This window comes from Mycobacterium cookii (genome assembly GCF_010727945.1).
Taxonomy (GTDB): Bacteria; Actinomycetota; Actinomycetes; order Mycobacteriales; family Mycobacteriaceae; genus Mycobacterium; species Mycobacterium cookii.
Window position 1 is genome coordinate 3566385 of the sequence record NZ_AP022569.1, and the last position, 22786, is coordinate 3589170.

Genomic DNA, 22786 nt, shown 5'->3' on the forward strand with positions numbered 1-22786 from the left:
ATGCAGCCGAGAACCGTGTTTTCGCACGATAGATGCCGCGAAAAGAGCCGTCAAGTGGCACTCGATAAGCTGATCGAAAGTTATCAAGTGTTACTTGACAAGCTCGATGGTCGCTCATAGTGTCCGAGGTGTTTGGGACTGGGAGCGATGACACGCGTTCGGCCCACGGGCCCGACGCGCAGCAGGCACACGATCACACAATTGCTGTCTAGGGAGCATCCGTGGAACAAGATTTGCAATGGCTCATCTCCGTCGACGACCACATCATCGAGCCCCCGAACGTGTGGGTCGACCGCGCGTCTGCCGCTGATCGCGACCGGGTACCCCACGTCGAACGCATTGACGGTGTTGACACGTGGGTCTACGAAAGACACCGTGCAACCGTCATGGGCATCTTGGTGGCCGCCCACCAGCAGCCCGACGATTACTCTCCGCTATCGGTCAACTACGACGATCTGCCGAAGGTCTATTACGACCCGAAAGCCCGAATCCCGGACATGGACCAGGATCACGTCATCGCCGGGTTGAACTTCCCGTTCTTTCCACGCTTTTGCGGACAGGTATTTTCGCAAGTTCAGGACCGGGAACTTGGTCTGAAATGCCTCAAGGCATACAACGACTACATCATCGACGAGTGGTGTGGGGCGGCGCCGGGTCGTTACATCCCGATGATCATCGTCCCGCTGTGGGACACCGCACTGGCCGTCGCCGAAGTGCACCGGTGTGCAGCCAAAGGTGCGAAGGCGATCGCCTTTTCCGAGAATGTCCACGCGCTGGGTTTCCCGTCGATCCACTCGGGGGAATGGGACGGATTCTTCGCGGCAGCGAACGAAACGAAGATGCCGCTCTGCACGCACATCGGGTCGTCGTCAGTCAGCCCGAACACGTCACCGGATGCGCCATTCGGTGTGCAGTCGGTCAACATCGGTCTGAACTTGGCACACTCCACGACGGATTGGCTGTTCTCGGGCAAGTTGCAGAAGTTCCCGGACCTCAAGATCGTCCTGGCCGAGGGCGGCATCGGGTGGATTCCGTACCTGCTCGAACGCGCGGAGCATGTCGCCTCCGAGTATCGCTATCTGCGCGCCAACAATTGGACGGTCGACCCGGCAACGATGCGAATGAGCGCAGTCGCCGCGGACCCGGCCATCTTCCCGGAGTCGCCTCGGCAGTTGTTCCGCGATCACATCTACGGCTGCTTCATCGAGGACGAATTCGGGGCTGTCAACCTCGATTACATCGGCGTCGAGAACGTGATGATCGAAACCGACTACCCGCACACCGACAGCTTGTGGCCGCACTCGTTAGAGGCCGCTCTCAAGAGTCTCGAGGGTAGATCGGATGCGGACAAGTACAAGGTGCTGCAAGGCAATGCGCGGCGGGTCTTCAACTTCGAACCTGCTCCGTACCCGGTCGCAAAGTAGCGGCAGCCGCGCTACGCATTGAACGAAGGGAACAGCGTGGCAATCCGCGAGTACGAGAACTTCATTGACGGCCGCTGGACCAGTGACAACGCCAGAAGCCGGATCGAGGTGATCGACCCGGCCACCGAGGAGGTGGTTGGTCGTGTGTTCGACGGTGGCGCCAAGCAAGCGGTCATGGCCATCGAAGCCGCGCGCCGGGCGTTCGACGAAGGTCCTTGGCCGTGGATGTCAGTGCGCGAACGCGCCAGAATCCTGAAGCGTTTCAGCGACATCATGGAGCAGCGGCACGACGAGCTTCGTGAGCTCATCGTCTCTGAGATCGGCTCGGTGGGCTTCCTCACCGATTTTCTCCAGGTGGGTGGCGCGATCGAAGCGTCGCACTATTACAGCGATTTCGCCGAACATGACGTCACGTGGGTGGAGACTCCGGGAGGACCCACTGTGTCACCGACCGGGCTCGGCGGCACTGTCGTCGTGCGTGAGCCCGTCGGAGTGGTCGGCGTGATCACACCGTTCAATTTCCCTTTCTCGATCAACCTGCAAAAGTGCCTGCCGGCGCTGGCGGTCGGCTGCACCGTGGTCTTGAAACCACACCCGTGGACGCCGATGAATGCACTGGAACTCGCCCGCATAGGCGAAGAAGCCGGCATACCGGCGGGTGTCTTCAACGTGGTGGTGGGTGGCGGTGATGTCGGGGAGGAGTTGTCGACCAACCCCCTTGTCGACATGATCGCTTTCACCGGGTCGACTGCGACCGGGAAGCGCATCCGTGAGGTTTCGGCGCGGACGATGAAGCGGGCCCAATTGGAACTGGGCGGCAAGAGTGCTCACATCGTACTTGACGACGTGACCGAATCCGACGTCGCCGGAATCGGTTTCGGACAGGTGCTCATGCATTCGGGGCAGGCTTGTGTTGCCGCGTCGCGCTTGTTGTTACCGGAGCGCCTGCTCGATTCCTACATCGACGGTGTGAAGGCGATGGCGCCGAACCTCACGATCGGTGATCCCCGCGACCCGGCTACCGTGGTGGGCCCGCTGATCCGTGAACAGCAGCGGCAGCGAGTCGAGGGCTATGTGCAATCGGCGCTGGACGAAGGAGCCACGCTGGTGGTGGGCGGCAAGCGGCCCCCACATCTGAGCAAGGGCTTCTTCTACGAGCCGACGGCGTTCGTCAACTGCCGCAATGACATGCGGATCTGCCAGGAAGAGGTATTCGGCCCGGTTCTGACCGTGCAGACCTACCAAAGTCAAGACGAGGCGGTGCGGATCGCCAACGACTCTGATTTCGGCCTCGCAGGGCTGGTCATGACACGCAATGCCGCGCGCGGCTTCAACGTCGCACGCCAAATCCGTACCGGCACAATCATCGTCCAGTGCTGTGGCGGCGGCCCGCCCGATCCCGGTCCCAATCCGGGCAACGGCCAGGGCCCAGGCTGGTCGGTGCCCGCGCGGGGAATGTTCAACGGCGGGGGTCCATTCGGTGGGTTCAAGCACAGCGGTCTCGGGCGCGAGCAGGGCCGCTGGGGCTTCGAGGAGTTCACCGAGATCAAGTCGATCTCGGTGATGTGATATTCCAGTTCACACCGGCATCGGAACTCTGAAAGGTCGACCGCCGTGCTTCACGATGTTCGAGTGCTCGAGGTATCACTTTTCTCGCCCGACGCGCTCGGCGGACATCTCGCCGATCTGGGCGCCGAGGTGATCAAGATCGAACAACCGGGGGGCGGCGGCTTTCGTGGGGGGCTCTTCCCGACCGATAATGTACAAAACCTGCAGTGGAACCGCGGCAAGAAGAGCGTCACGCTGAACTTGAAGTCGGACAAGGGTATTGCGATCTTTCGCCGCCTTGCCGCGCAAGCCACGGTGGTGATCGACGGGTTGCGGGCGGGCGCCGCCGAACGGCTCGGCATTGGCTACGACGACGTCGTCGAACTCAACCCGACCATTGTCTACTGCAGTCTCAACGGGATGGGCAGCTACGGCCCGTACGCGAAGCTTCCAACACATGGACTCTCCTTTGACTGCTTTGCCGGCCTGAACCCGCCGCAGATCCAAGCCGACGGCACCCCGCGCCTCTCGGCGGGTGCCACCGGCACGACGGGGGTGTTGGCCGGTCCGCTCTACGCCGCGATGGCGGTGCTGGCTGCACTGCACAGCGCACGCCGCGACGGGCGAGCGCAGTACGTCGAGATCGCTCAAGTCGACGCGGCGATCGCATGGAACTTTCAGCAACTGACGGCTCGCGCCAACGACCTGTTCGGCTACTCGGACGGTGCGTTCGCTTCGCTGCGCTATCAGTACTACGAGACCGGCGATGGCAACTACGTGGTTTTCAACGCGTTGGAAGATAAGTTCTGGCAGCGATTCTGCGAAGCTTTGGACAGGATGGATCTATACGAGCCCGGCCGCGTACGCCTGGGCGAAGATCCGCACGCCGATGAACGCCTGCGCGGTGAGCTCACCGCAATCTTCAAGAGCCGCAGTCGTCGTGAGTGGACTGAATTTTTCATCGCCACCGATATCGCCGGTGCTCCGGCATTCGACAGCGACGACCTGCTTGACGACGAACACGTCCGAGCGCGCGGCATGGTGTACGAATCCCCCGCAACGGACCGGCCACCGTTGCGTCTCATCGCAACGCCGATCAAGTCCAAGCCGGAACGTCCATTCGCCGCCGCGCGTCCGCCAGACGTCGGGTCGGACACGGACGAGGTACTCACGAAGCTGGGCGGCTGTGACGAGGCGGAACTCGCGCAATTGCACCGCGACGGAGTGATCTGAATGAACATCCTGCAAGGGGTGCGGATCGTCGAGATCGCCGACGAGATTGCCGGACCGTACTGCGGCAAGCTGTTCGCAGACGTTGGCGCCGAGGTGATCAAGGTCGAGTCGCCGCAGGGCGATCGGCTGCGTCGAAGGGGGACGGGACGGCACGCGGACGACGACGGGGCTCTGTTCACATTTCTGAACGCCGGAAAACGCTCGGCGGTAGGGGTTTACGGAGAATCGCATGTCGATGATCTGATTGCCGGAGCTGACATCGTGATCGATGCCGGAGCCTGCGGCCCGATCGATCATGACGAATTTCTGCGCCGCTCACCCCATCTGGTGATTGTCGTGCTGTCACCGTTCGGCCTGACCGGTCCGTATCGCGACAAGCCCGCCACGGAGTTCACGTTGCAGGCGGAAAGCGGAACCATGGGTCTGCGGGCCCGGCCGGATCAACCGCCACTGCAAGCCGGCGGCCGCGTCTTCGAGTGGGTCCTCGGAAGCTACGCGGCTGTCGGTGCGCTGGCTGCGCTATTTCGAACCCGCGAAGGAGGCCGTGGCGAGATCATCGACTGTTCGCTGATGGAAGCGTGCCATCTCAGCGCCAGCGGCTTCATCGACCTGTATTACGCACTCGCCGGCAGTCCACCGATACCGGGCCCGGCGCGGATGACCGAACTGCCCTCGATCGAGCCGACGGCCGACGGCTGGGTTGGTTTCAACACCAATACCCGACAGCAGTTCGAATCCTTCTTGTTGATGATCGAGCGCGACGATCTGCTCGAGCAGGATGCGGCCTGGGCTCTTGCTCCGACCCGATTCGAGCGAATGGAGGAATGGAACAAGATCGTGCGTGGCTGGACCACCCGCCACACCACTGAAGAGATCGTCGAACTCGCGTCGTCACTTCGGATTCCGGTCGCGCAGGTCAACAATGGCCGGACCGTTCTGGACCACCCGCATTTCAACGCCCGTGGCGTCTGGAGCGTCAGCGCCGACGGCTCATTCACCCATCCGCTACCGCCCTATCGAATCGACGGGACGAGGCCGGGCAGTCGGCCCAAGCGGGCACCGCGCCTCGGCGAGCTCAATGCTTCCCAAATTCCCACGGGCCCAAGGAAAGCGAAGGTGACTCAGGCAACTGAGAGCCTCCCTTTGGCGGGCATCCGGATCATCGACGCGACCGCCTGGTGGGCTGGGCCCTCGTCCAGCCACATCCTTGCCGCACTGGGCGCCGACGTAATTCACCTCGAGTCAATTCAGCATCCGGATGGCGCGCGCATGACGGCCGCAGCATTCATCCAACAACCCAACTGGTGGGAACGCTCGGCCATGTTCCTGGCCACCAACACCAACAAGAAGGGTTTGACGCTCGACCTTTCATCTGAGAAAGGCCGGGACTTGTTCTTCCGGCTTGTCGAGCACGTCGATCTGGTGGTGGAGAATTTTTCACCACGCGTCTTCGAGAATTTCGGCATCACCTGGGAAGCATTGAGGGCTGTCAACCCGCGGCTGATAATGACCCGCATGCCCGCCTTCGGTCTGGACGGTCCATGGCGGAACAACGTCGGTTTCGCCCAGACCATGGAGCAGATGACCGGCATGGCTTGGGTGACGGGCCATGAAAACGACCAACCGCGGATCCCGCGTGGCCCATGTGATCCGTTGGCAGGTATGCATTCCGCCTTCGCGATGCTTGTCGGCCTGAGCCGGCGCGCGCAGACCGGTCGCGGCTCATTCATCGAAGTGTCCATGGTGGAGGCGGCATTGAACGCTGCCGCTGAGCAAGCCATCGAGTACACCGCCTACGGCACCATACTGTCGCGGTTGGGCAACCGGAGCAGGGACGCGGCGCCGCAGGGTCTGTACCCGTGTCGCGGTGACGAGCAGTGGTTGGCTGTCTCCGTCGCATCCGACGAGCAGTGGGCGGCTTTGAAGGCAGCGTTAGGTCAGCCGGGCTGGGCAGCGGACCGCTCGCTCGATACACACGAAGGGCGTTGGAGTGCACACGATTTGATCGATAAGGAGCTGGAGCAGTGGGCATCTGGCCAAGACTGCACCGAGGCTGCGGCCGTGCTGTCGGCTTCCGGAGTTCCTGCCTCACCGCTGTACGACGCGCGGCTCAGCCCTCGACATCCGCAGTTGGTCGCGCGCGGCTACTTCGAAGAGGTGGATCACTCGATCGTCGGTCGGCATCAGGTGCCGACCATTCCATTCCGATTCCGCAGTGTCGATCGATGGTGCCGGTCCCCGGCGCCCACCGTCGGAGAGCACAACGAGACCATCTTGACGGAACTGCTCGGGTTGGATGAAACGGCGATCGAGACGCTCATCGCCGAATCTGTGGTCGGCACTCGGCTCACGGGTATCGACTAAGGGCCGCTCGAGATGCAATGTGATTCGGCTGCCGCGGAGGGTGAACGATGCAACTACGGATAGACGTCGACGCTTGCCAGGGTCACAGCCGCTGCGCCTTGGCATACCCAGAGATCTTCGACGTTGACGACGACGCGAAGGCGGTCGTTCTTGTCGAGCACATCCCACCGGAATGGCAGGACAAAGCGCTGACGGCGATTGCGAACTGTCCTGAGCGCGCCATCAGCGTCGACGAATGACAATGCCGACTCGTCGGTGATGCTGCCGTCCTACTGCTTGACGGCCGAGTGCTCCCGGACGAGCGCACACAGCGGCCAACTACCCGGCACACCCTTGAGCGCGTACTCACCGCGGTCGGTGAACCGGTGTCGTGAGCCGGTGACGATGTCGCGGACCGTCGACGACACCAGCACTTCACCGGCGCCCGCGATGGCAGCAACGCGTGCACCGATGTGCACCGCCATCCCGGCGACGTCTTCTTTCGACCCGCCGTGACGTACCTCGACCTCGCCGGCGTGAATGCCGACCCGCACCTCGATACCGAGCACGCGGACCGCGTCGACGATGGCGTCGGCGCAGGCGATCGCCGCGCTCGGGCTGATGAAGGTGGCGACGAATCCGTCACCGGCCGTGTTGACTTCGCGTCCGCTGAATCGCTCGAGTTCATTGCGGACGATGCGGTCGTGGTTGTCGAGCAGGTCGCGCCATCGGTCATCGCCCAGGATCGCGGCACGCTCTGTCGAGCCGACGATGTCGGTGAACATGATCGTGGTCAACACCCGTTCGGCGCCGAATCCGCCGCGTACACCTGTGATGAACTCCTCGATCTCGTCGAGCATCGGCGCGGTGTCGCCGACCCAGTACAGTGCGTCGTGGCCCGGCAGTTCGACGAAGCGTGATCCGGCGATGTGTTCGGCGAGATACCGGCCGTTGGCGATCGGTGTGAAATCCGGATTGTCGCGGTGCATGATCAGCGTCGGCGCGGTGATGCGGGTCAAGGTGTCGCGCACGTCGGCCTGGCGCACCGTCTCGATGACCGCGCGGGCCATGCTGGGTGAGGCGGCGCGGTTGCCGGCCATGTCCCACCAGGATCGGAAGGCCTCGTCGCCCGCGACGCTCGGCGCGATCACGCCGAGGATGTCGACGCCCTGGTCGACGGCATCGGGCTCCATCGCGACGGTGGCATAGGGATCGGCCTCGGCGATCTCGTATCCCATCGGATAGTCGTCGGCGCGCAGGGTGCGGGCCGCCCCGTTGACGACCACCAGGCTGTTCACCCGTTCGGGGTAGTCGGCCGCCAGGACCAGTCCCGTCATCGACGCGAAGTAGGGGGCCAGGATCGTCGCCCGCTCAGACCCGACCGCGTCCATGACCGAAACGGCGTCCTTCGCCCAGAACTTGGGCCCGATCATGTCCAGGGATGGCACCCGCGACGACAGCCCGATGCCGCGCTGGTCCAACCGGATCACCCGGCTGAAGGACGCCAGGCGGCGGTGAAAGCGGTACATCGACGGCTCGGCATCGATGGTGTCGATCGGAATGGACGGCCCGGGCAGCACCAGCAGATCGGTCGGCCCATCGCCGAGCACCTGGTAGGCGATGTCAACCTCGCTGCAGCTGGCGTAGCGAGTCCGCGGAAACTGCGCCACGGGTACAGGCTAGTTCAGCGGCCCGACACGTTTGCCGGTTCTTCTCGGTGGTAGTCGCGCGGCGACCCCGGTGGCGCGAGTATGCAGGTATCAGACAGCGACGGAGAGGAAACAGCGCCATGCAGTTGACCGGCAACATCGTTCTGGTCACCGGAGGAGGCACCGGGATCGGCCGCGGCCTGGCTGAGGCCTTCCACAGGTTGGGCAACAAGGTCGTCATCGCGGGCCGGCGCCTCGAACTGCTGAAGGAGGTCTCGCAGGCCAACCCGGGCATCGAGTACATGTCGCTGGATCAGGGCGATGCCGGCGACATCCGGCGATTCGCCATCGAGCTGAAAGACCACCATCCCGACGTCAACGTCTTGGTCAACAACGCCGGTATCCAGCGGGTCGAGGACATCACCAGCGGCGGCCCCGGAACGGCGGAGCTGACGATCGCGATCAATTTACTCGGACCCATTCGGCTCACTGCGGCGGTGCTGCATCAGCTGCTCGGCAAGCCGCACGCGGCGATCCTCAATGTCACGTCGGCATTGGCCTTCATGCCGACCGCCCCCGTCCCGACCTATTGCGCCAGCAAGGCAGCGCTGCACTCCTATACGCAGTCGCTGCGTTTTCAGTTGCGCGACAGCGCTGTCCAGGTGATCGAACTCATCCCGCCGCAAGTGCAGACGGCGCTGCAGGGTCAGCGCGGGTTCGAGGGCATGCCGCTTGATGAATACATCAGCGAGACCATGACGCTGCTGGAAACCGAGCCCCAGGCCGACGAGATCGTGGTCAAGCGCGCCAGGGGATTTCGGTTCGCCGAGCGCGACGGGGCCTATGACGACATCTATCCCGTCTACAACGAGAAGATGGTCGCCGCGGCAAAGCGCCGACCGTAGAGCGGAATTCAGTCGCGGATGAAGCCTTTGTTGCGCATCAGGAAGTCGGCGAGAAAGCCGTCGTGCGGGATGTCAGGGGCCGTGTGGTGCGTCGGATGACCGCCGCGGTAGACGTTGGCGATGGTCGGTTCGGCCAGCAGGTCGTCGATCAGGTTGTCGTTCCCGGTGATCGCGCCGAGCACCAGCGATTGCCGTAGCGGCGCCATCCCGTCGCCACGTGTCCACGGCGCCACCCAGACACAGGGGAACGGCAGCTCGACATTGAGCTTGGCGACGTCCGGCCCGCTCAGCAGATGCACGGCCGGGCGCAGCGCGGCGCAGTTGTCGCTCAGCGGGGCAACGACCTGATCGGCGCCGAGCAGCGCCGTGGTGCCCTCGGCGGCGACGGCCAGCTGCTTGGCCAAAGCGGTTGCGGCGCTGAGGGTCTGGGTGGGCAGCACGGCGTCGTCGTGGTCGGCCGGGCGAACCGCGATGCTGGACAATCGTGCCGCGATCGCCTCGGCCAGCGGAGCAGGATCGCCCTCGAACAGCACGGCGGTGGTGTTGACGCACGCGACGCCACCCAGGTCGGCGATCGAGTCGACGATGACGTCGAGGTGCTCCCGCCAGTCCCGGTCGGCGGTGATCAGGATCTTTGCCCGGCCCGGTCCGTTGACGAACACCGTCGGGTCGTGGGCGTACTTGTCGATCACGCTCTGACCGCCGTAGACCATCGCGAGGTCGGCCGAGCGGATCATCTCGTCGGCGCCGCGATGATCGGTGGGCAGGTACACCGCGTCCTCCGGCCGAAAACCGGCCTGCCGCAACGCATGTACCAGCCGGTGCGCCGTGAGCGGTTCACGGCGTGACGGGCGGACCGCGACCCGGTAGCCCAGCGCCAGCGCCTGCGGCCAAAGCCCGTGCACCCCAGGGCCGTTGCCGGACGCGAGCACCGCGAACACCTCGCCCCGCCGCGCCCACACCGCGGCACCCTGGCGAGTGCGCTCATCGCGCCAGTCCTGCACCGCGCCGGTCGGCCGCGCCGGCCCCACCGCGTCGAACGCAGCGCCGACACCGCTGATGACGCTGCGGGCCCCGGCGCGGGTCACCGAGATCGGCACGCCGGAAATCCGGCTGGCCAGCGCGGCGTAGCCCTCGAAGTCCAACCCGGCGATCACCCCGGTGGCGAAGATGTCAGCGGCCTTGGCCAGCGCGGCTTCCCGCTCGTGCACCGGCAGCGCGCGCACGCTGCGTTGAGCGCGCAGCGCCCGCGATACGTACAGCGGCGGCGCGATGCTGAGCTCGGCGACGACGTCGCCGGCCATGGTCGCCACCGGCTCACGGTTGCGGGTCCGGTACGTGCCCTGGGGACCGAGCGCGTCGACGTCGAGCATGTCAGTAGACGCCTTCGATGACCGGCTCGCCTTCGAAGGCGGCGACGGGCCGCACCTCGCTCACCGAATCGCCAATCTGTCCCGCGGGCCCCGGTATCCGAATTGCGCTGTCCCGCTCCAGATTGTTCGGGATGAACATGCCCTTGCTGATGTGATTCATCACCACCTGCCCGCGCTGCCCGTACGGCACGTCCTCGCCGGTGTCCGGGTCCACCACCCAGAAGGTCGCGTAGGGGCTGCGCGGGTCGAAGACAAACGAGTCGTCATCACCTCGGCGGGTGGTTGCCTGCGACATGATCATGGTGCTGCCGAACGCCATGGTGATCGTCGTGCGCGGGAAGATCGCACCGAACAGGTCCAACGTGTCGAGGTCGACGTGCGCGCCGCTGAGCAGCATGTAGCCGACCTTCTCGTTGATCAACTCGACCACGGCGTCATTGCGTGCCATGGCCTCCAACAGCGGCGGGGTGGTGTGCAGATTCGCCACGCGCTGCGTCTGCAGCACGTGGACGGCCTGTTCGACGACGTGGTCGACATAGGCCGCGACCTCGGCTGCGGCGTTGCGAGCGGTCAGCTTCTTCACCCAGCGCGGATCCAGGTCAATGGCGTGGAAAGCCGAACCGAGCCGTTGCGAGACCAGCCGGGAGAAGAAGCCCACGCCGTGCGGCCCGCTCGGCATCATGCACAGGAATTCACGACCGGGCAGGAAGCCGCCGGTGGCGAAGTCCTCGGTCTGCCATTCGACGATCTGCTCGACCCAATCCGGCAGCTGCACAGTCCTTTTCGGTGCGCCTGTGGTGCCACCGGACTCGAAGATCTGCGGTACCGGTGGCGGCGACCCGTAACCGCGGGGGATCAGATCCGCGACGGGCACAGTGCGCAGTTCGCTCAGTAGGTTGGGGAACAGCCGCAAGTCGGCGACGGTGGTGACGTCGGTCAGCGGGTCGAAATCCAGCGTGCGGGCCGCCCGCAACCAGAACGTGCTGCCCGTCTGTTCACCGAAGTGCCAGGCGACCGCGGCGCGCAGATAGGCCTCCGGGTCGTCCACCGGCTCTGGCCGCGGCACGTCGAGCAGCGAGAAGTCGATGTCGGCCATGCCACCGATCATGACGTAGCACGGATCGGCCGGGCAAACGACGACGCGCCAAACCGGTTCACCAAGAGCGGTTTTCGCACGCCGTTCACCGGTTGGCCCAGCGTGATTCGCCGTCCCGACATCCGGCCCAAGGCGGTCTCAGCGACGAAACGGCCGCCAGCCGCCCTCCGGCTGAGCCAGCCGGTCGGCGATCACCGACAGCGTGTGCACGTTGTGGCCGTATCCGAGGTGGCTGCTGCGTACTTCGACGTTCTCCGTCTCGGCGGCCGGCAGGCTGGTGCAGCACTGCCAGGCCACGATGCCGTCGGACTTGCTGTAGATGCAGGTGGTCGGCACCGACAGCGGGCGGGCTCGTCGACTCAGCGCTTGTTCGGCGATGGCCTCGCTGGCGTCGTCTCCGCGGTTGACCAGACGCCAGACCCGCCATGCGGTGCTGGCCTCGTGGTTGCCCCGGAACGGGGAGCCCAGCGTGATCACCGACCGGACGTCGTCGGGAAAGGCACGCGCCAACTCCCGCGCGTAGATTCCGCCGGCGCTCCAGCCGATGATGCTGACCCTCTTCCCGTCGGCCCGCTCCCGGATGTGGTGCAACCGCGCGGGCAACGACTGCCTCATGCTCGCCCGGTAGCCCATGTTGCGGCCCAGCCCCCAGTCGTAGACGCGATAGTTCAACTGGCGCAGCACATCACGGAGTAGCTGAGTCGACGACGGGCCGGCCAGGAATCCCGGCAGAACCAGGACGGGATGGCCGTCGCCCTGCGGCCAGCCGGCGATGCGTCGCATCGCCAGCCGGGCGGAAACGTATTCCATTCCGGTGCGCCATTCCAGCGCGCGTAGCAGGTGTCCGGGCAGGGCCGCGTTGGCGGCGTCCGGGATCTGTGCCGAGTGCTCGGCGACAGGGTCAGGAGTAGAAGCCATCCAAGGTCTCCTTGTTTTGCTCAGCGACGACTCCGCGCTTCACCTTGAGCGACGGCGTCAGCTGGCCTCCGTCGACGGTGAGGTCGTGGTCGAGCACAGCCCACTTCTTGATCGTCTCCCAGCGATTCAGGCTGGAGTTCAGCTTCTGAATGCATTCGTCGAGCATCTCGTGCACGGCATCGGATTTGGTGAGCTCCTCATACGGCTTGTCGCCCAAGCCATGGTCTTTGGCCCACCCGCTGATCGAGTCCTCGTCCAGCGTGACCAAGGCGGCGGCGAAGTTGCGGCCCTCGCCGAACACCATGAACTGGCTGGCGTACGGGCACAGCGTCGCGAACTTCGCCTCGATGGCCGGCGGCGCAACGTATTTGCCGTTGGACAACTTGAACAGTTCCTTGATCCGGCCGGTGATCGTCAGGAAGCCGTTGTCGTCGAGCTTGCCCTGATCTCCGGTGGCCAGCCAACCGTCCTTCAGCGCCTCACCGGTGGCGTCGTCGAGGTGGTGGTAGCCGGCCATCACGCAGTCGCTACGGAACTGGACTTCGCCGGCGTCGCTGATGCGGACTTCGGTGCCCTCGAAGGGCAGGCCGACGCTGCCGAGCTTGTAATTGTCCGGCCGGTTGATGAAGCCCGCACCGGACGACTCGGTCAGCCCGTAGCCCTCCAGGATCAGCACGCCGGCGGCTTCGAACCATTCGGCGATGTCGCGATTGAGCGGCGCGGAGCCAGACACGAAGAACCGGATCCGCCCACCGAACACGTCACGGATCTTGGCGAACACCAGGCGGTCGAAAAGCTTCTGTTGCCAGATCAAGTGTGGCCATACGAATTTGCCCTCGCGGCGGCGACGGGCGACCTCCTTGCCCACCGCGAAGGCCCAGCCGAACAGCACGGCCTTCGCACCTTTCTGCTGCGTGATGATCTTGGAGTAGGCCTTCTCGAAGATCCGCGGGGCCGCCCCCATGAACGTCGGCTTCACCACCCCGGTGTTCTCGACGATCTTGTCGACGCGTCCGTCGATCGCGCTGGCGAAGCCGCAGGCCACCTGAGCGGAGATCAGCACCTTTCCGAAGGCATGCGCCAGCGGCAGCCACAGCAGTTGCAGATCGTCATCGCGGAGCAGTCCCATGTCGGCGATCACGCCGCCGGTGTACAACCAGGCTGCGTGACGCAGCCGCACACCTTTCGGCTTGCCGGTGGTCCCCGAGGTGTAGATCAGCGTCGCCAAGTGCTCGGGTTGGATCTCGTCGGCGACGTTTCGGACGCACGACGGGTGCTCGGCCAGATACTTCGCGCCCTGATCGGCGAGGTCGTCCAGGGTGATGACCCAGTCGTCGTCCGAGCTGCCGTCGAACAGCACGACCTTGGTCAGATCCGGCAGCTCGCTGCGCTTCTCGGTGAGCTTCTTGAGCTGGGTGTCGTCTTCGGCGAAGACGATCTTCGACGCGGAGTCGGCGAGGATGTAGGCGGTGTCTTCGGCGTTGGTGCTGGGGTAGACGGTCGTCGTTGCCGCACCGGCGCACAAGATCGCCAGGTCGGCCAGGATCCACTCGAGCCGGGTAGTCGAGGCGATGCCGATTCGATCCTCGGGTTCGATGCCGAGCGACAGCAGACCGGCGGCCAATGTCTCGACGCGTTCGGCCGCCTGCTTCCAGGTGACCGACTTCCAGTCACCTTTCTCCGGAATGCGGAAAGCCTCGTTGTCGCCTGACTTCTCGACGCGCTGCAGGAACAGCTGCGCGAGATTGGCGGCCTTAGTCGGGGTGCTGGTCTGGCTCATCGGACTTCCTTCGGCGTCGAGCAACCTCGTACGGATTGATCTTGCTGGGAGTGCCCACCGCTAGATGGCCAAAACGTGAATTTGCTGGTTTATTAGCCGTCCGCCGTGGCCTCGGCGAGCTCGGGCTGCACGATGCCCGCCGTTTTCGCCACGAAATTGGGCGCCAGCACCGAGAGCCCGGTTGCCGCCGCGGTCGCCCCGACCACACCCGTCCAGGCGACTGGGCCAAGCGGCGTGCATCCGAAGAAGTGGCTGACGCCCGGCGTTTGGACGATGGCCACCAGCACCGCGGAGCTGCCCAGCGCGGTCGCCACGACCAACGGACTGTGCCGCCGGTCCAGCAGCGTCTGCGCCAGCTGCGTCGTCACCAGCGCGGTCAAGCCCATTGTCGACGTCCGTCGTTCGGTGCCCGGCGTCCAGCGTCCGACTGCCCAGGCCGCGGTCGCGCCGGCGGCCGTGACAGCTCCCCGCGTCACGATCTGGCGCATCAGCTGGACGTCGAGCGACGGCGTCGGCGCGGTCAGCACTGATCGCTGATAGGCACGCCGCGCCTCGAGCGCTTCTTCCTCGGTGTCGTATTCGTCGGCGTCGGGTTCTTCGAACTGCGGGGTCACCGCGACGGCGAGCGCCGGGAACATATCGGTGAGCAGGTTGACCAGCAGCAGCTGCCTGGTGCCGACCGGCGCGCGCCCACTCCCCAGAGCGGTCCCGATGATGGTGAACAGGACTTCGCCGACATTTCCGCCGACCAGGATCGTCACCGCGTCACGCACGCCAGCCCACATGCTGCGGCCTTCGACCAGGGTGTCGAGCAGCACGCCCAAGTCGTCGTCGGTCAGCACGATGTCGGCGGCGCCGCGAGCGGCCGACGATCCGCGGCCGCTCACCCCGATGCCCACATCGGCCATCCGGATCGCGGCGGCGTCGTTGGCCCCGTCGCCGACCATGGCCGTCACCCGTCCACAACGCTGCAGCGCCGCGACGATCTGAACCTTCTGTTCCGGGCTCACCCGGGCGAAGACCTGGACGTCGGCGGCGACCTTGGCCGACGCGTCCTCGTCGAGGCCGGCCAGCTCGGCGCCGGTGAGCACCCGCGCGTCGTCGGGCAGGCCCAGCTGGCGCGCGATCGCCCGCGCTGTCACCGGGTGATCGCCGGTGATCAGCACGACATTGCGGCCGGCGTCTTCGAGCGCCTCGATCAGCGGGCGCGCGGACGGTCGTGCGGTGTCGGCCAGCCCGACGTAGCCGATCAGTTCGAGATCCTGCGCGGCGGCGTCGACGGCGTCGGCATCGGTGTCGTCGTCGTCGGTGGCGCGATTCCAGGTGCGCTTCGCCACGGCCAGCACCCGCAGTCCCTGTTCGGCCAGATTGCGAACCAGCGACTCCGCATGGTCGAGGTCGACCTGCGGGTCGGCGAACTTGCAGCGGGGCAAGACGACCTCGGGTGCACCCTTGAGCAACAACAGCGGCCCGGTGCCATTCGTGTTGAGAGTCCCGACCGCAGCGGCGAACCCACGGCTCGACTCGAACGGGACCTCGGCGAGCATGGTCCAGTCCGGATCGTTGTCGCCGTTGACCGATGCGGCCGCGGTGAGGATCGCCTCGTCGGTGGCATGCGCGTGGCCCTGAGCCTCGTGCGGCTGAGCGGACGCGCGTGCGGCGGCGCGCAGCACCTGCTCGGCCGCCGGGTCGTCGACGCCGGGAAACGGACCGTTGGGCGGAGTTGCCGCCGGTACCACCAGGCGCAGGCGCAGGCGGTTCTCGGTGAGCGTGCCGGTCTTGTCGAAGCACACGGTGTCGACGCGGCCCAGCGCCTCGATGGTGCGAGGCGCGCGGACCAGCACGCCGCGCGTCGACAGCCGCTGCGCGGCGGCCAGCTGGGACAGTGTCGCCACCAGCGGCAGACCTTCCGGCACGGCGGCCACGGCGATGGCGACGCCGTCGGCAACCGCTTGTCGCAGTGTCGCGCGACGCAGCAACGCCAGACCCGTCACCGCCGCCCCGCCTGCCAGCGTCAGCGGAAGCACCTTGGCGGTCAGCTCACGCAACCGCGCCTGCACCCCGGCGGAGGATTCGACGTCGATGACCGCGGATATCGCCCGCTGTGCGGCGGTTCCCACGCCCGTGGCCACCACGATTGCCCGGGCATGACCCGCGACGATCGTGCTGCCTTCGAACAGCATGCTGGCGCGCTCGGTGTCGGCGGCCGCAACGGGATCCACTTGCTTGTCGACGGGCAACGACTCGCCGGTCAGCAGCGACTCGTCCACCTCGAGATCCTCGGCTACCAGCAGACGCGCGTCGGCGGGCACCACGTCCGGCGCAGCCAGGTCGATGACGTCGCCGGGCCGCAGCGAACTTGCCGCCACCGTTACGGTGCGTTCGGTGCGACGGGCCGCGTCCAGCCGGCGTCGCGATGTCGCGACGGTCGGGACGACGACGCGGCGGGCAACCTGGTCCTGCTCGGCAAACAGCTCGGCGGCCGCGGCGTCGGCTCGCAACCGCTGCGCTCCGCCGGTCAGCGCGTTGACCGCCATGACACCGGCGACCAGCAGTGCGTCGACATTGCTGCCCATGATCGCCGACGCCGCGGCGCCGACGGCCAAGATCGGGGTGAGCGGATCGGAGAGCTCAGTCTTGGTGGCAGACAGCAGTCTGCCGGCCCGACGGGCAGGCCCGCGCATCGGCGAGACCAACGGGCTGTAGGACAGGTCTTCCAGAACTCGCCGCCAGGCCGGTGCGGTTTCGACGGCGGACAGCGGTCGGGTCCGGCCCGCCAGCCGCGAGTAGACGATCTCCGGGTCGAGCGCGTGCCACGCGGTCAGCGGTTGCGGCGTGGGATCGGGTTGACGTAGCACCTTGTTGGCGGAGAACGCGCCGGACACCAGGGCGCTCGCGGCCGCCGCGTTGACGGGATTCAACCAGCGGCGCACAGCAAGTGGGTTGGTGACGGTCGGGTCGCCGGTCACCAGCAACAGTCCGGCCAGCGTGGTCCCGCCCTTGGCGAGATTGACCGATGACTCACTGGCCTGGCGCGCGGCCGGCAGCGCGGACAGGATCCGAACGGCCGCGGCCAGGTCGGTGCCGGTGATGATGTCCGCGCTCCACGGCGTGGCGGCTTTCGGATCGTCCAGCGCGACCCCGACGTCGGCGATGGCCAGCGCGGCCAATGTGTCGGTCGAGGCGAAGTCGCGGTGCAGCGCGGTGATCAGCAGCACCGGCCCACGGTCGGCGCGCAGATCGCGGACCAATTTGAGCAGGGGAGTACCGCTGGGATGACTCGCCGCGACGCTGGCAGCCAAGTCCTGGGTTCCGGCGACGTGCCGCAGCACGACGCGGGCGCCGGTGCGGTTGGCGATCTGCAGCAGCGGAACCGCGAAGGGGTCGACCTCCCAGCCGACTTCGACATGGCCGACGGTCTCGCCGTCGACGACGAGGTCGGCGTGCTCGAGGCCCTGCGCGGGCGCGGCGGACGGCCCGGCTGCGCGTAACCAGCGCAACCGCGCGGTGTTGGCCGGCAACTCGTCGGGGTCGGGTTCGGGCGGCTCCTCGGCGTGCAGCAGCGCATCGGCGACCTCGTAGACGCGGTCGTCGTCCCAGCCCGGAACGTCGCCGCGGGACTTCAGCACGGCCCGGTGGTCGCCGCGCAGCGCGGCGCCGTCGATCACGACGACTTTGACCCGGTCCAGCCGACGCAGCGCACCGGGGTCGAGGACCATCTGCCCGTCCTCGGCGAGCCCGCGGCCCAGCACCGCGGCGAACGACTGACGTCCCATGTGTGCGGCCTTCGGCACGCCGGCCAGCACGGCGCCCGCGGCGTCTTCGGCGCCGCCGCCGGCCACCATGGCGCTCGCGGCGGCGATCAGCGAACCATTCGCCGCCTGGTCGACGTACTCCTCGACCGGCCCGGCCATCGACCCCTTCTCGGAGTCGAGGGCGGCGTCGATGGCTCCGTCGACGACCACGTGTGACGCTTCGCCCGCCGCGGCGGCCGCCCAATGGTGCCGGGCGGCCTGCGATTTGGCGCCGGCCGACGAGATGACCGGCACCACCGGCGCTTGCGGCCGGTTGGGTGAGGCCAGCTCCGGCTCGCGGTCCCGCCAGCGACGGCGATGAGCTTCGGCTTCGCTGATCTGCAGGACCCGCTCGACGAGATTGAGCAGCGGTGTGCCGACCGCTTGGGTCAAGCCGTTGGCTGCTGCCGACGAGGCGGCCAGGGCGAGGTCGGTGCCGACTCGACCGAGTCGGGACTCCAGCACGCCGACCACCCGGGGCTGATCTTTGAGCAACGCGGCGGCGGCCCGGGTCGTCTTCGGCGCAGCCGGCAGCCGGACCACCCAGCCGGTGACCGCGGCGCCGACCGCGAGTATGTCGAACGCTGCCGCGGTGAGCGGCACCAGCAGCGCCAGCGGATTACCGGGGTCGGCGAACGGCGCGATGTGCAGTTGCAGCTCCGGGCCCGCGGCGACCAGGTCGGCGGCGGCCGAGTTCACCACCGTGCGTACGCGTTCCAACACGTCGTCGTCGTCGACGTCGTCGTCGATCTCGACGACCAGTCGGCCCAGCGCGCCTTCGACGTGCGCGCTGGACACGCCGGGAATCTGGCGGACCGGCTCTTCGACCACGGCCGCATGCTCGTGCCAGCGTGGGAACGGCAGCAACGGGTCGAGGTCCATGTGCACCCGTCGACCGCTCTGCCAGCGCACGGTTGCCGAGGCCCCGTCTCGGCTACCGTTTGTCGAATGGCGGCCGCCGAGCAGGCGAGACGTCGACTGACTCACCGAGTCCAGCACCGGGCCGGTCAGCTCCTGCACGGTGTCGGCCACCGACGCCACACCCTGCACCCCGGCTTGCAACACCTGCACCGCTCCGCCGGTCATCCCGCCGACCACGGCGGTCACACCAGGAACCCTCATTACCTACCCTTCACAACGTCGAGTTGTGTCACCCGCTCGCACACCGCTGGTTTCAGCCGCAGAGAAGCGCCGCGATCCGACTACCCGTTCGGCCGCGCGCCGAGACAGCATCGCCGGCCGGGGTGGTCATCGGGCGTCAAACAGCCCTGGACGACCGCGGCGGCGTCATCACACGAGCGTACGTGTTACGCCCGCGCCCAGCCGTGCGTGAGCGATACGGGTCTAGGTGCACCCGCTCACATGGATCCGCCTGCCGGCGCCAACGCAGACGCTGACCGGAGGCGGTGGAGGTGGAGGTGGAAAATCCTGCGGCAGCGGCGCATAGGCGGCCGGCGGCGGGGCGTAGGCGTTGACGGTGTCGGCGACGTTGGTGCACCCGCTCACCGAAACGCGCCTGCCCACGCTCGCGCACACGTCGGCGTTGGCAACGCCGGGGGACTGCACGACCGGCACGCACAGAACCGCGGTTGTTGCGGCGACGGCCGCGAACCACGAGCGCATCTCGACGAGTCGCGGGGTCACGGGGTGGCCTGTCCGAGCAACGGTGTCCAGTGGCAACGCTCCCTGATGTCGGCCATCGGCTGACGAATGTTCTCGAGGTCGGCTTGCTCTTGCGGGTTGGCGCCGAAGTAGTTCTGCACATCGGTGCCGATCTGGTCTTTGGGCTGATCCTCAAGACCGGTGTAGAACCCGTTCACGTCGGGGTGGGTGAACAGGTAGGCCGAGAGCGTGGTGGCAACGCTGGCCGCCACACCGGCGACGTCGGCAGCTGAGCAGTTGGGCGGCCGGGTCGGCGGATCGGCCGCGGCTTGGCCGGCGGTGCCGGCCAACAGAGCGCCGGAGATCACCCCGGCGCCGATCACTCCCGTGACCACTCGACGCGGCAGGAATTCTGACAGGGACACACTGGCTCCTTTGTGCGGCGGTCGTCCCCCGCGCTAAAGCTAAGCAGATACTGCCGACGGTGCTGGCGGAATCGGTCCGAGACACGTCATCGGCGTGGCGGCAGACCGAAGACGGCAAACAGCGTCGGATCAAGAAAGACGACCATGTGGGCGATTCCCGTCGGGCCGGCATCGAGGACGTGGATCGAGTGCGCCCGCATGACGCCGTCGGCGGCGCGACGGTATTCCGCGACAGCCGGCTGCCCGTTGGCCGCGGTCGGGACGAGCACCATGTCGCCGGGATCGGCGAAAGCGCGGCGGGCGAGGAAGCGGGTGACCGCGTCGCGTCCGGTGAACCACACCGGCAGCGGCGGCATCTCGAGTCGCACGTCGTCTTGTAGCAGCGCGGTGAGCGCCGCGAGGTCGGCGTTCTCGAAGGCCGCGCAATAGCGGTCGACCAACTCGCGCAGATCCGCGTCACCGGGTTCGGCCGCGTCCTCTTCATTCGGTGCCACCTCGGCGAGGCGCGCTCGCGCTCGCTGGAGCGCGCTGTTGACCGCAGCGGGAGTGGTTTCGAGCAACTCCGCGACCTCGGCCGCGTTGAACTGCACGACGTCGCGCAGGATCAGCACCGCGCGTTGACGCGCCGGAAGTTCCTGCAGCGCGGTGGCCACCGCGAGCCGCACGCTGTGGCGCGTGCTGACGGCGGCCTCCGGTGACAACGTGTCCGGCAGCGGCTCGAGCCAGTGATGGTTCCCGTGGTGTGCGTCGAGGTCGGCGTCCGGATCGTCGGAACCGGCACCCAGCCCGGCGGGCAGCACCCGGTGGGCCCGGTTCTCCAGTGCGCGAAGGCACGCGGTGGTGGCGATCCGATACAGCCACGTTCGCAACGCGGCGCGTTCCTCGAACGCCGAATAGCCCCGCCAGCCGCGCAGATAGGTCTCCTGCACGAGATCCTCGGCATCGTGCACCGAGCCGAGCATGCGGTAGCAGTGCGCGATCAACTCGCCGCGAAACGGCGCTGCCTGCTCGATGAATTCCTCCGGGGCCGGCACGGTTGCTCTCCTGTCGCGGGTGTGCACCCTTCGTCGATATAGAGACATCCGGCCCGGGAAATTCATCGGTGGCGCAGCGATGAATTCCGGCCGCTCGACGTATCGAACTCACTATGACTGTTGAACAACCGATTGAGAACCACACCGACACGCTGGCGGGTGCGACGGCGATCGTCACCGGAGTCAGCCGCGGGTTCGGCCGCGGCATCGCGCGGGCGCTGGTGGCCGCCGGTGCGCACGTCGTCGGCGTCGCCCGCGGCAGGCCGCAACTCGATGAGCTGCGCGACGAGCTCGGCGACGCGTTCAGCCCGGTGGCCGCCGACGCTGCCGACCCGGACGTGGCCGGTCGGCTCATCGACGAGCACCGGCCGCGCACGCTGGTGCTGTGCGCCGGGGCGAGCCCCACGATGAGGCCGCTGCAGGAGCAGACGTGGGAAAGCTTCAGCCAGACCTGGAACGTGGATGTCGCGCAGGCATTTCACTGGAGCCGGCTGGCGTTGCGGCGCCCGCTCGCGCCGGGCAGTTCGGTGATCGCGATGTCCAGCGGGGCCGCCGTCAACGGCTCGCCGCTCAGCGGCGGCTACGCGGGCGCCAAGGCGGCCGTCAAGTTCATCGCCGACTATGCCGAGATCGAGTCGCAGCGGGCCGGGCTGGGGATCAGCTTCACCTCGGTGCTGCCGCGGTTGACACCGGCGACGGATCTCGGCGCGGCAGCGGTGGCCGCCTACGCCGGCCGGCAGGGCGTCGATGTCGAGACGTTCGTCAAGGCCGGCGGGCCCGCGCTCACCGCAGAGCAGGTCGGCCGGTCGGTACTGGAGCTCGCCACGGGTCGGCACCGCGATCACGGCTCCTACCTCCTCACCGCGGCAGGCCTGTCGGCGCTGGCCGCGAACAACTGAAATCGAAAGGCGGACAACACCATGCACACACCCCCGATCGTGTCGGCCCAGGACTGGGCGGCCGCCCACCAGCAACTGCTGGTGAAGGAAAAGGAGGTGATGCGCGCCCACGACGCTCTGGCCGCCCAGCGACGGCGGATGCCATGGCTGCCCGTGGACACGGAGTACCAGTTCGACGGACCCGACGGAAAGGTCGACCTGCTGGGCCTGTTTCAGGGCCGTCGGCAGCTGATCGTCTATCGGGCCTTCGTCGGACCCGACATCGACGGCTGGCCCGATCACGGCTGTCGCGGCTGCTCGATGATCGCCGATCACATCGGCAACCTGGCCCACCTCAACGCCCGCGACACCACGTTGGTGTTCGCCTCGCGCGCGCCGCAGCCGGGCATCGAACGGCTGAAGGAGCGAATGGGCTGGCAGATGCCGTGGTACACGATCACCGACAGTTTCGACGTGGATTTCGGCGTCGATGAATGGCACGGCACCAACGTGTTCATCCACGACGGCGACCGGGTGTTCCGCACCTACTTCATCAACCAACGAGGCGACGAGGTGCTGGGCAACACCTGGAGCTTTCTGGATATGACGCCGCTGGGGCGGCAGGAACTTTGGGAGGACTCGCCCGAGGGCTATCCACAGAGCCCGCCGTACGAATGGTGGGACTGGCACGACAGCTACGGCGAGCGTGAGCCGTCGCGCTGGTTCGGTGAGCCTGATCCGAACGATCCCAACGACCAGCGGCCGCCGCGATAACCGTCGGCAG

The 22786-nt window shown here is 66.8% G+C and carries 17 protein-coding genes; 8 read left to right on the top strand and 9 right to left on the bottom strand.

Annotated elements, in window-relative coordinates; translation table 11 throughout:
- Nucleotides 1–221: 221 nt before the first annotated feature.
- The 5 genes from G6N27_RS16865 (at nucleotide 222) to G6N27_RS16885 (ending at nucleotide 6808) form a co-directional block, all read left to right on the top strand.
- Nucleotides 222–1424 (top strand): amidohydrolase family protein, encoded by a 1203-nt coding sequence (locus G6N27_RS16865; protein WP_163777918.1) that lies wholly within the window; start codon nucleotides 222–224, stop codon nucleotides 1422–1424.
- 36 nt (nucleotides 1425–1460) lie between these two features.
- Nucleotides 1461–2993: an aldehyde dehydrogenase family protein gene (locus G6N27_RS16870; protein ID WP_163777922.1), complete on the top strand. Its 1533-nt coding sequence runs from the start codon at nucleotides 1461–1463 to the stop codon at nucleotides 2991–2993.
- Nucleotides 2994–3056: 63 nt separating this feature from the next.
- Nucleotides 3057–4205 carry a CaiB/BaiF CoA transferase family protein gene (locus G6N27_RS16875; RefSeq protein WP_232064637.1) on the top strand — a complete coding sequence of 383 codons (1149 nt, stop codon included), beginning with the start codon at nucleotides 3057–3059 and terminating at the stop codon, nucleotides 4203–4205.
- The gene (locus G6N27_RS16880; RefSeq protein WP_163777928.1) at nucleotides 4206–6569 is read left to right on the top strand and encodes a CaiB/BaiF CoA transferase family protein; all 2364 of its coding nucleotides are present in this window, start codon (nucleotides 4206–4208) and stop codon (nucleotides 6567–6569) included.
- A 47-nt stretch (nucleotides 6570–6616) separates the two neighbouring features.
- Nucleotides 6617–6808 carry a ferredoxin gene (locus G6N27_RS16885; protein ID WP_163777931.1) on the top strand — a complete coding sequence of 64 codons (192 nt, stop codon included), beginning with the start codon at nucleotides 6617–6619 and terminating at the stop codon, nucleotides 6806–6808.
- 30 nt (nucleotides 6809–6838) lie between these two features.
- On the opposite strand, the gene G6N27_RS16890 is transcribed toward G6N27_RS16885, so the two are convergent.
- Nucleotides 6839–8218, bottom strand: a complete 1380-nt coding sequence (locus tag G6N27_RS16890; RefSeq protein WP_163777935.1) for an adenylate/guanylate cyclase domain-containing protein — start codon at nucleotides 8216–8218, stop codon at nucleotides 6839–6841.
- Between the two features lie 119 nt (nucleotides 8219–8337).
- Here G6N27_RS16890 and G6N27_RS16895 point away from each other — a divergent pair, with 119 nt between their 5' ends.
- Nucleotides 8338–9102, top strand: coding sequence for an SDR family oxidoreductase (locus G6N27_RS16895; RefSeq protein WP_163777938.1), 765 nt, complete (start codon nucleotides 8338–8340; stop codon nucleotides 9100–9102).
- A gap of 8 nt (nucleotides 9103–9110) precedes the next feature.
- On the opposite strand, the gene G6N27_RS16900 is transcribed toward G6N27_RS16895, so the two are convergent.
- The 8 genes from G6N27_RS16900 to G6N27_RS16935 all read right to left on the bottom strand — a co-directional run bounded on the left by G6N27_RS16900 (nucleotide 9111) and on the right by G6N27_RS16935 (nucleotide 21124).
- Nucleotides 9111–10475, bottom strand: a complete 1365-nt coding sequence (locus G6N27_RS16900) for an aldehyde dehydrogenase family protein (protein WP_163777941.1) — start codon at nucleotides 10473–10475, stop codon at nucleotides 9111–9113.
- Nucleotide 10476: 1 nt separating this feature from the next.
- Nucleotides 10477–11571 (bottom strand): acyl-CoA synthetase family protein, encoded by a 1095-nt coding sequence (locus tag G6N27_RS16905; RefSeq protein ID WP_163777944.1) that lies wholly within the window; start codon nucleotides 11569–11571, stop codon nucleotides 10477–10479.
- A gap of 138 nt (nucleotides 11572–11709) precedes the next feature.
- On the bottom strand, nucleotides 11710–12489 hold the full coding sequence (locus G6N27_RS16910; protein WP_163777947.1) for a lipase family alpha/beta hydrolase: 780 nt from the start codon (nucleotides 12487–12489) through the stop codon (nucleotides 11710–11712).
- Entirely contained in the window at nucleotides 12473–14269 is a 1797-nt protein-coding gene (locus G6N27_RS16915) for an AMP-dependent synthetase/ligase (protein WP_163777950.1), read from the bottom strand. Before G6N27_RS16915 ends, G6N27_RS16910 begins: the two co-directional genes overlap by 17 nt.
- 92 nt (nucleotides 14270–14361) lie before the next feature.
- Nucleotides 14362–19185, bottom strand: coding sequence for a cation-translocating P-type ATPase (locus tag G6N27_RS16920; RefSeq protein WP_163777953.1), 4824 nt, complete (start codon nucleotides 19183–19185; stop codon nucleotides 14362–14364).
- Between the two features lie 222 nt (nucleotides 19186–19407).
- Nucleotides 19408–19686, bottom strand: a complete 279-nt coding sequence (locus G6N27_RS16925; protein ID WP_163781926.1) for a hypothetical protein — start codon at nucleotides 19684–19686, stop codon at nucleotides 19408–19410.
- A gap of 17 nt (nucleotides 19687–19703) precedes the next feature.
- Entirely contained in the window at nucleotides 19704–20090 is a 387-nt protein-coding gene (locus G6N27_RS16930) for a heme-binding protein (protein ID WP_163777956.1), read from the bottom strand.
- 86 nt (nucleotides 20091–20176) lie between these two features.
- A complete protein-coding gene (locus G6N27_RS16935) occupies nucleotides 20177–21124 on the bottom strand; it encodes a sigma-70 family RNA polymerase sigma factor (RefSeq protein ID WP_163777959.1) in 948 nt (315 codons plus the stop codon).
- 113 nt (nucleotides 21125–21237) lie between these two features.
- On the opposite strand from G6N27_RS16935, the gene G6N27_RS16940 reads away from it, so the two are divergent.
- Both G6N27_RS16940 and G6N27_RS16945 read left to right on the top strand, forming a co-directional pair.
- Nucleotides 21238–22023, top strand: coding sequence for an SDR family oxidoreductase (locus tag G6N27_RS16940; protein WP_163777962.1), 786 nt, complete (start codon nucleotides 21238–21240; stop codon nucleotides 22021–22023).
- A 21-nt stretch (nucleotides 22024–22044) separates the two neighbouring features.
- Nucleotides 22045–22776 (top strand): DUF899 domain-containing protein, encoded by a 732-nt coding sequence (locus G6N27_RS16945; protein WP_163777965.1) that lies wholly within the window; start codon nucleotides 22045–22047, stop codon nucleotides 22774–22776.
- Nucleotides 22777–22786: the final 10 nt, after the last annotated feature.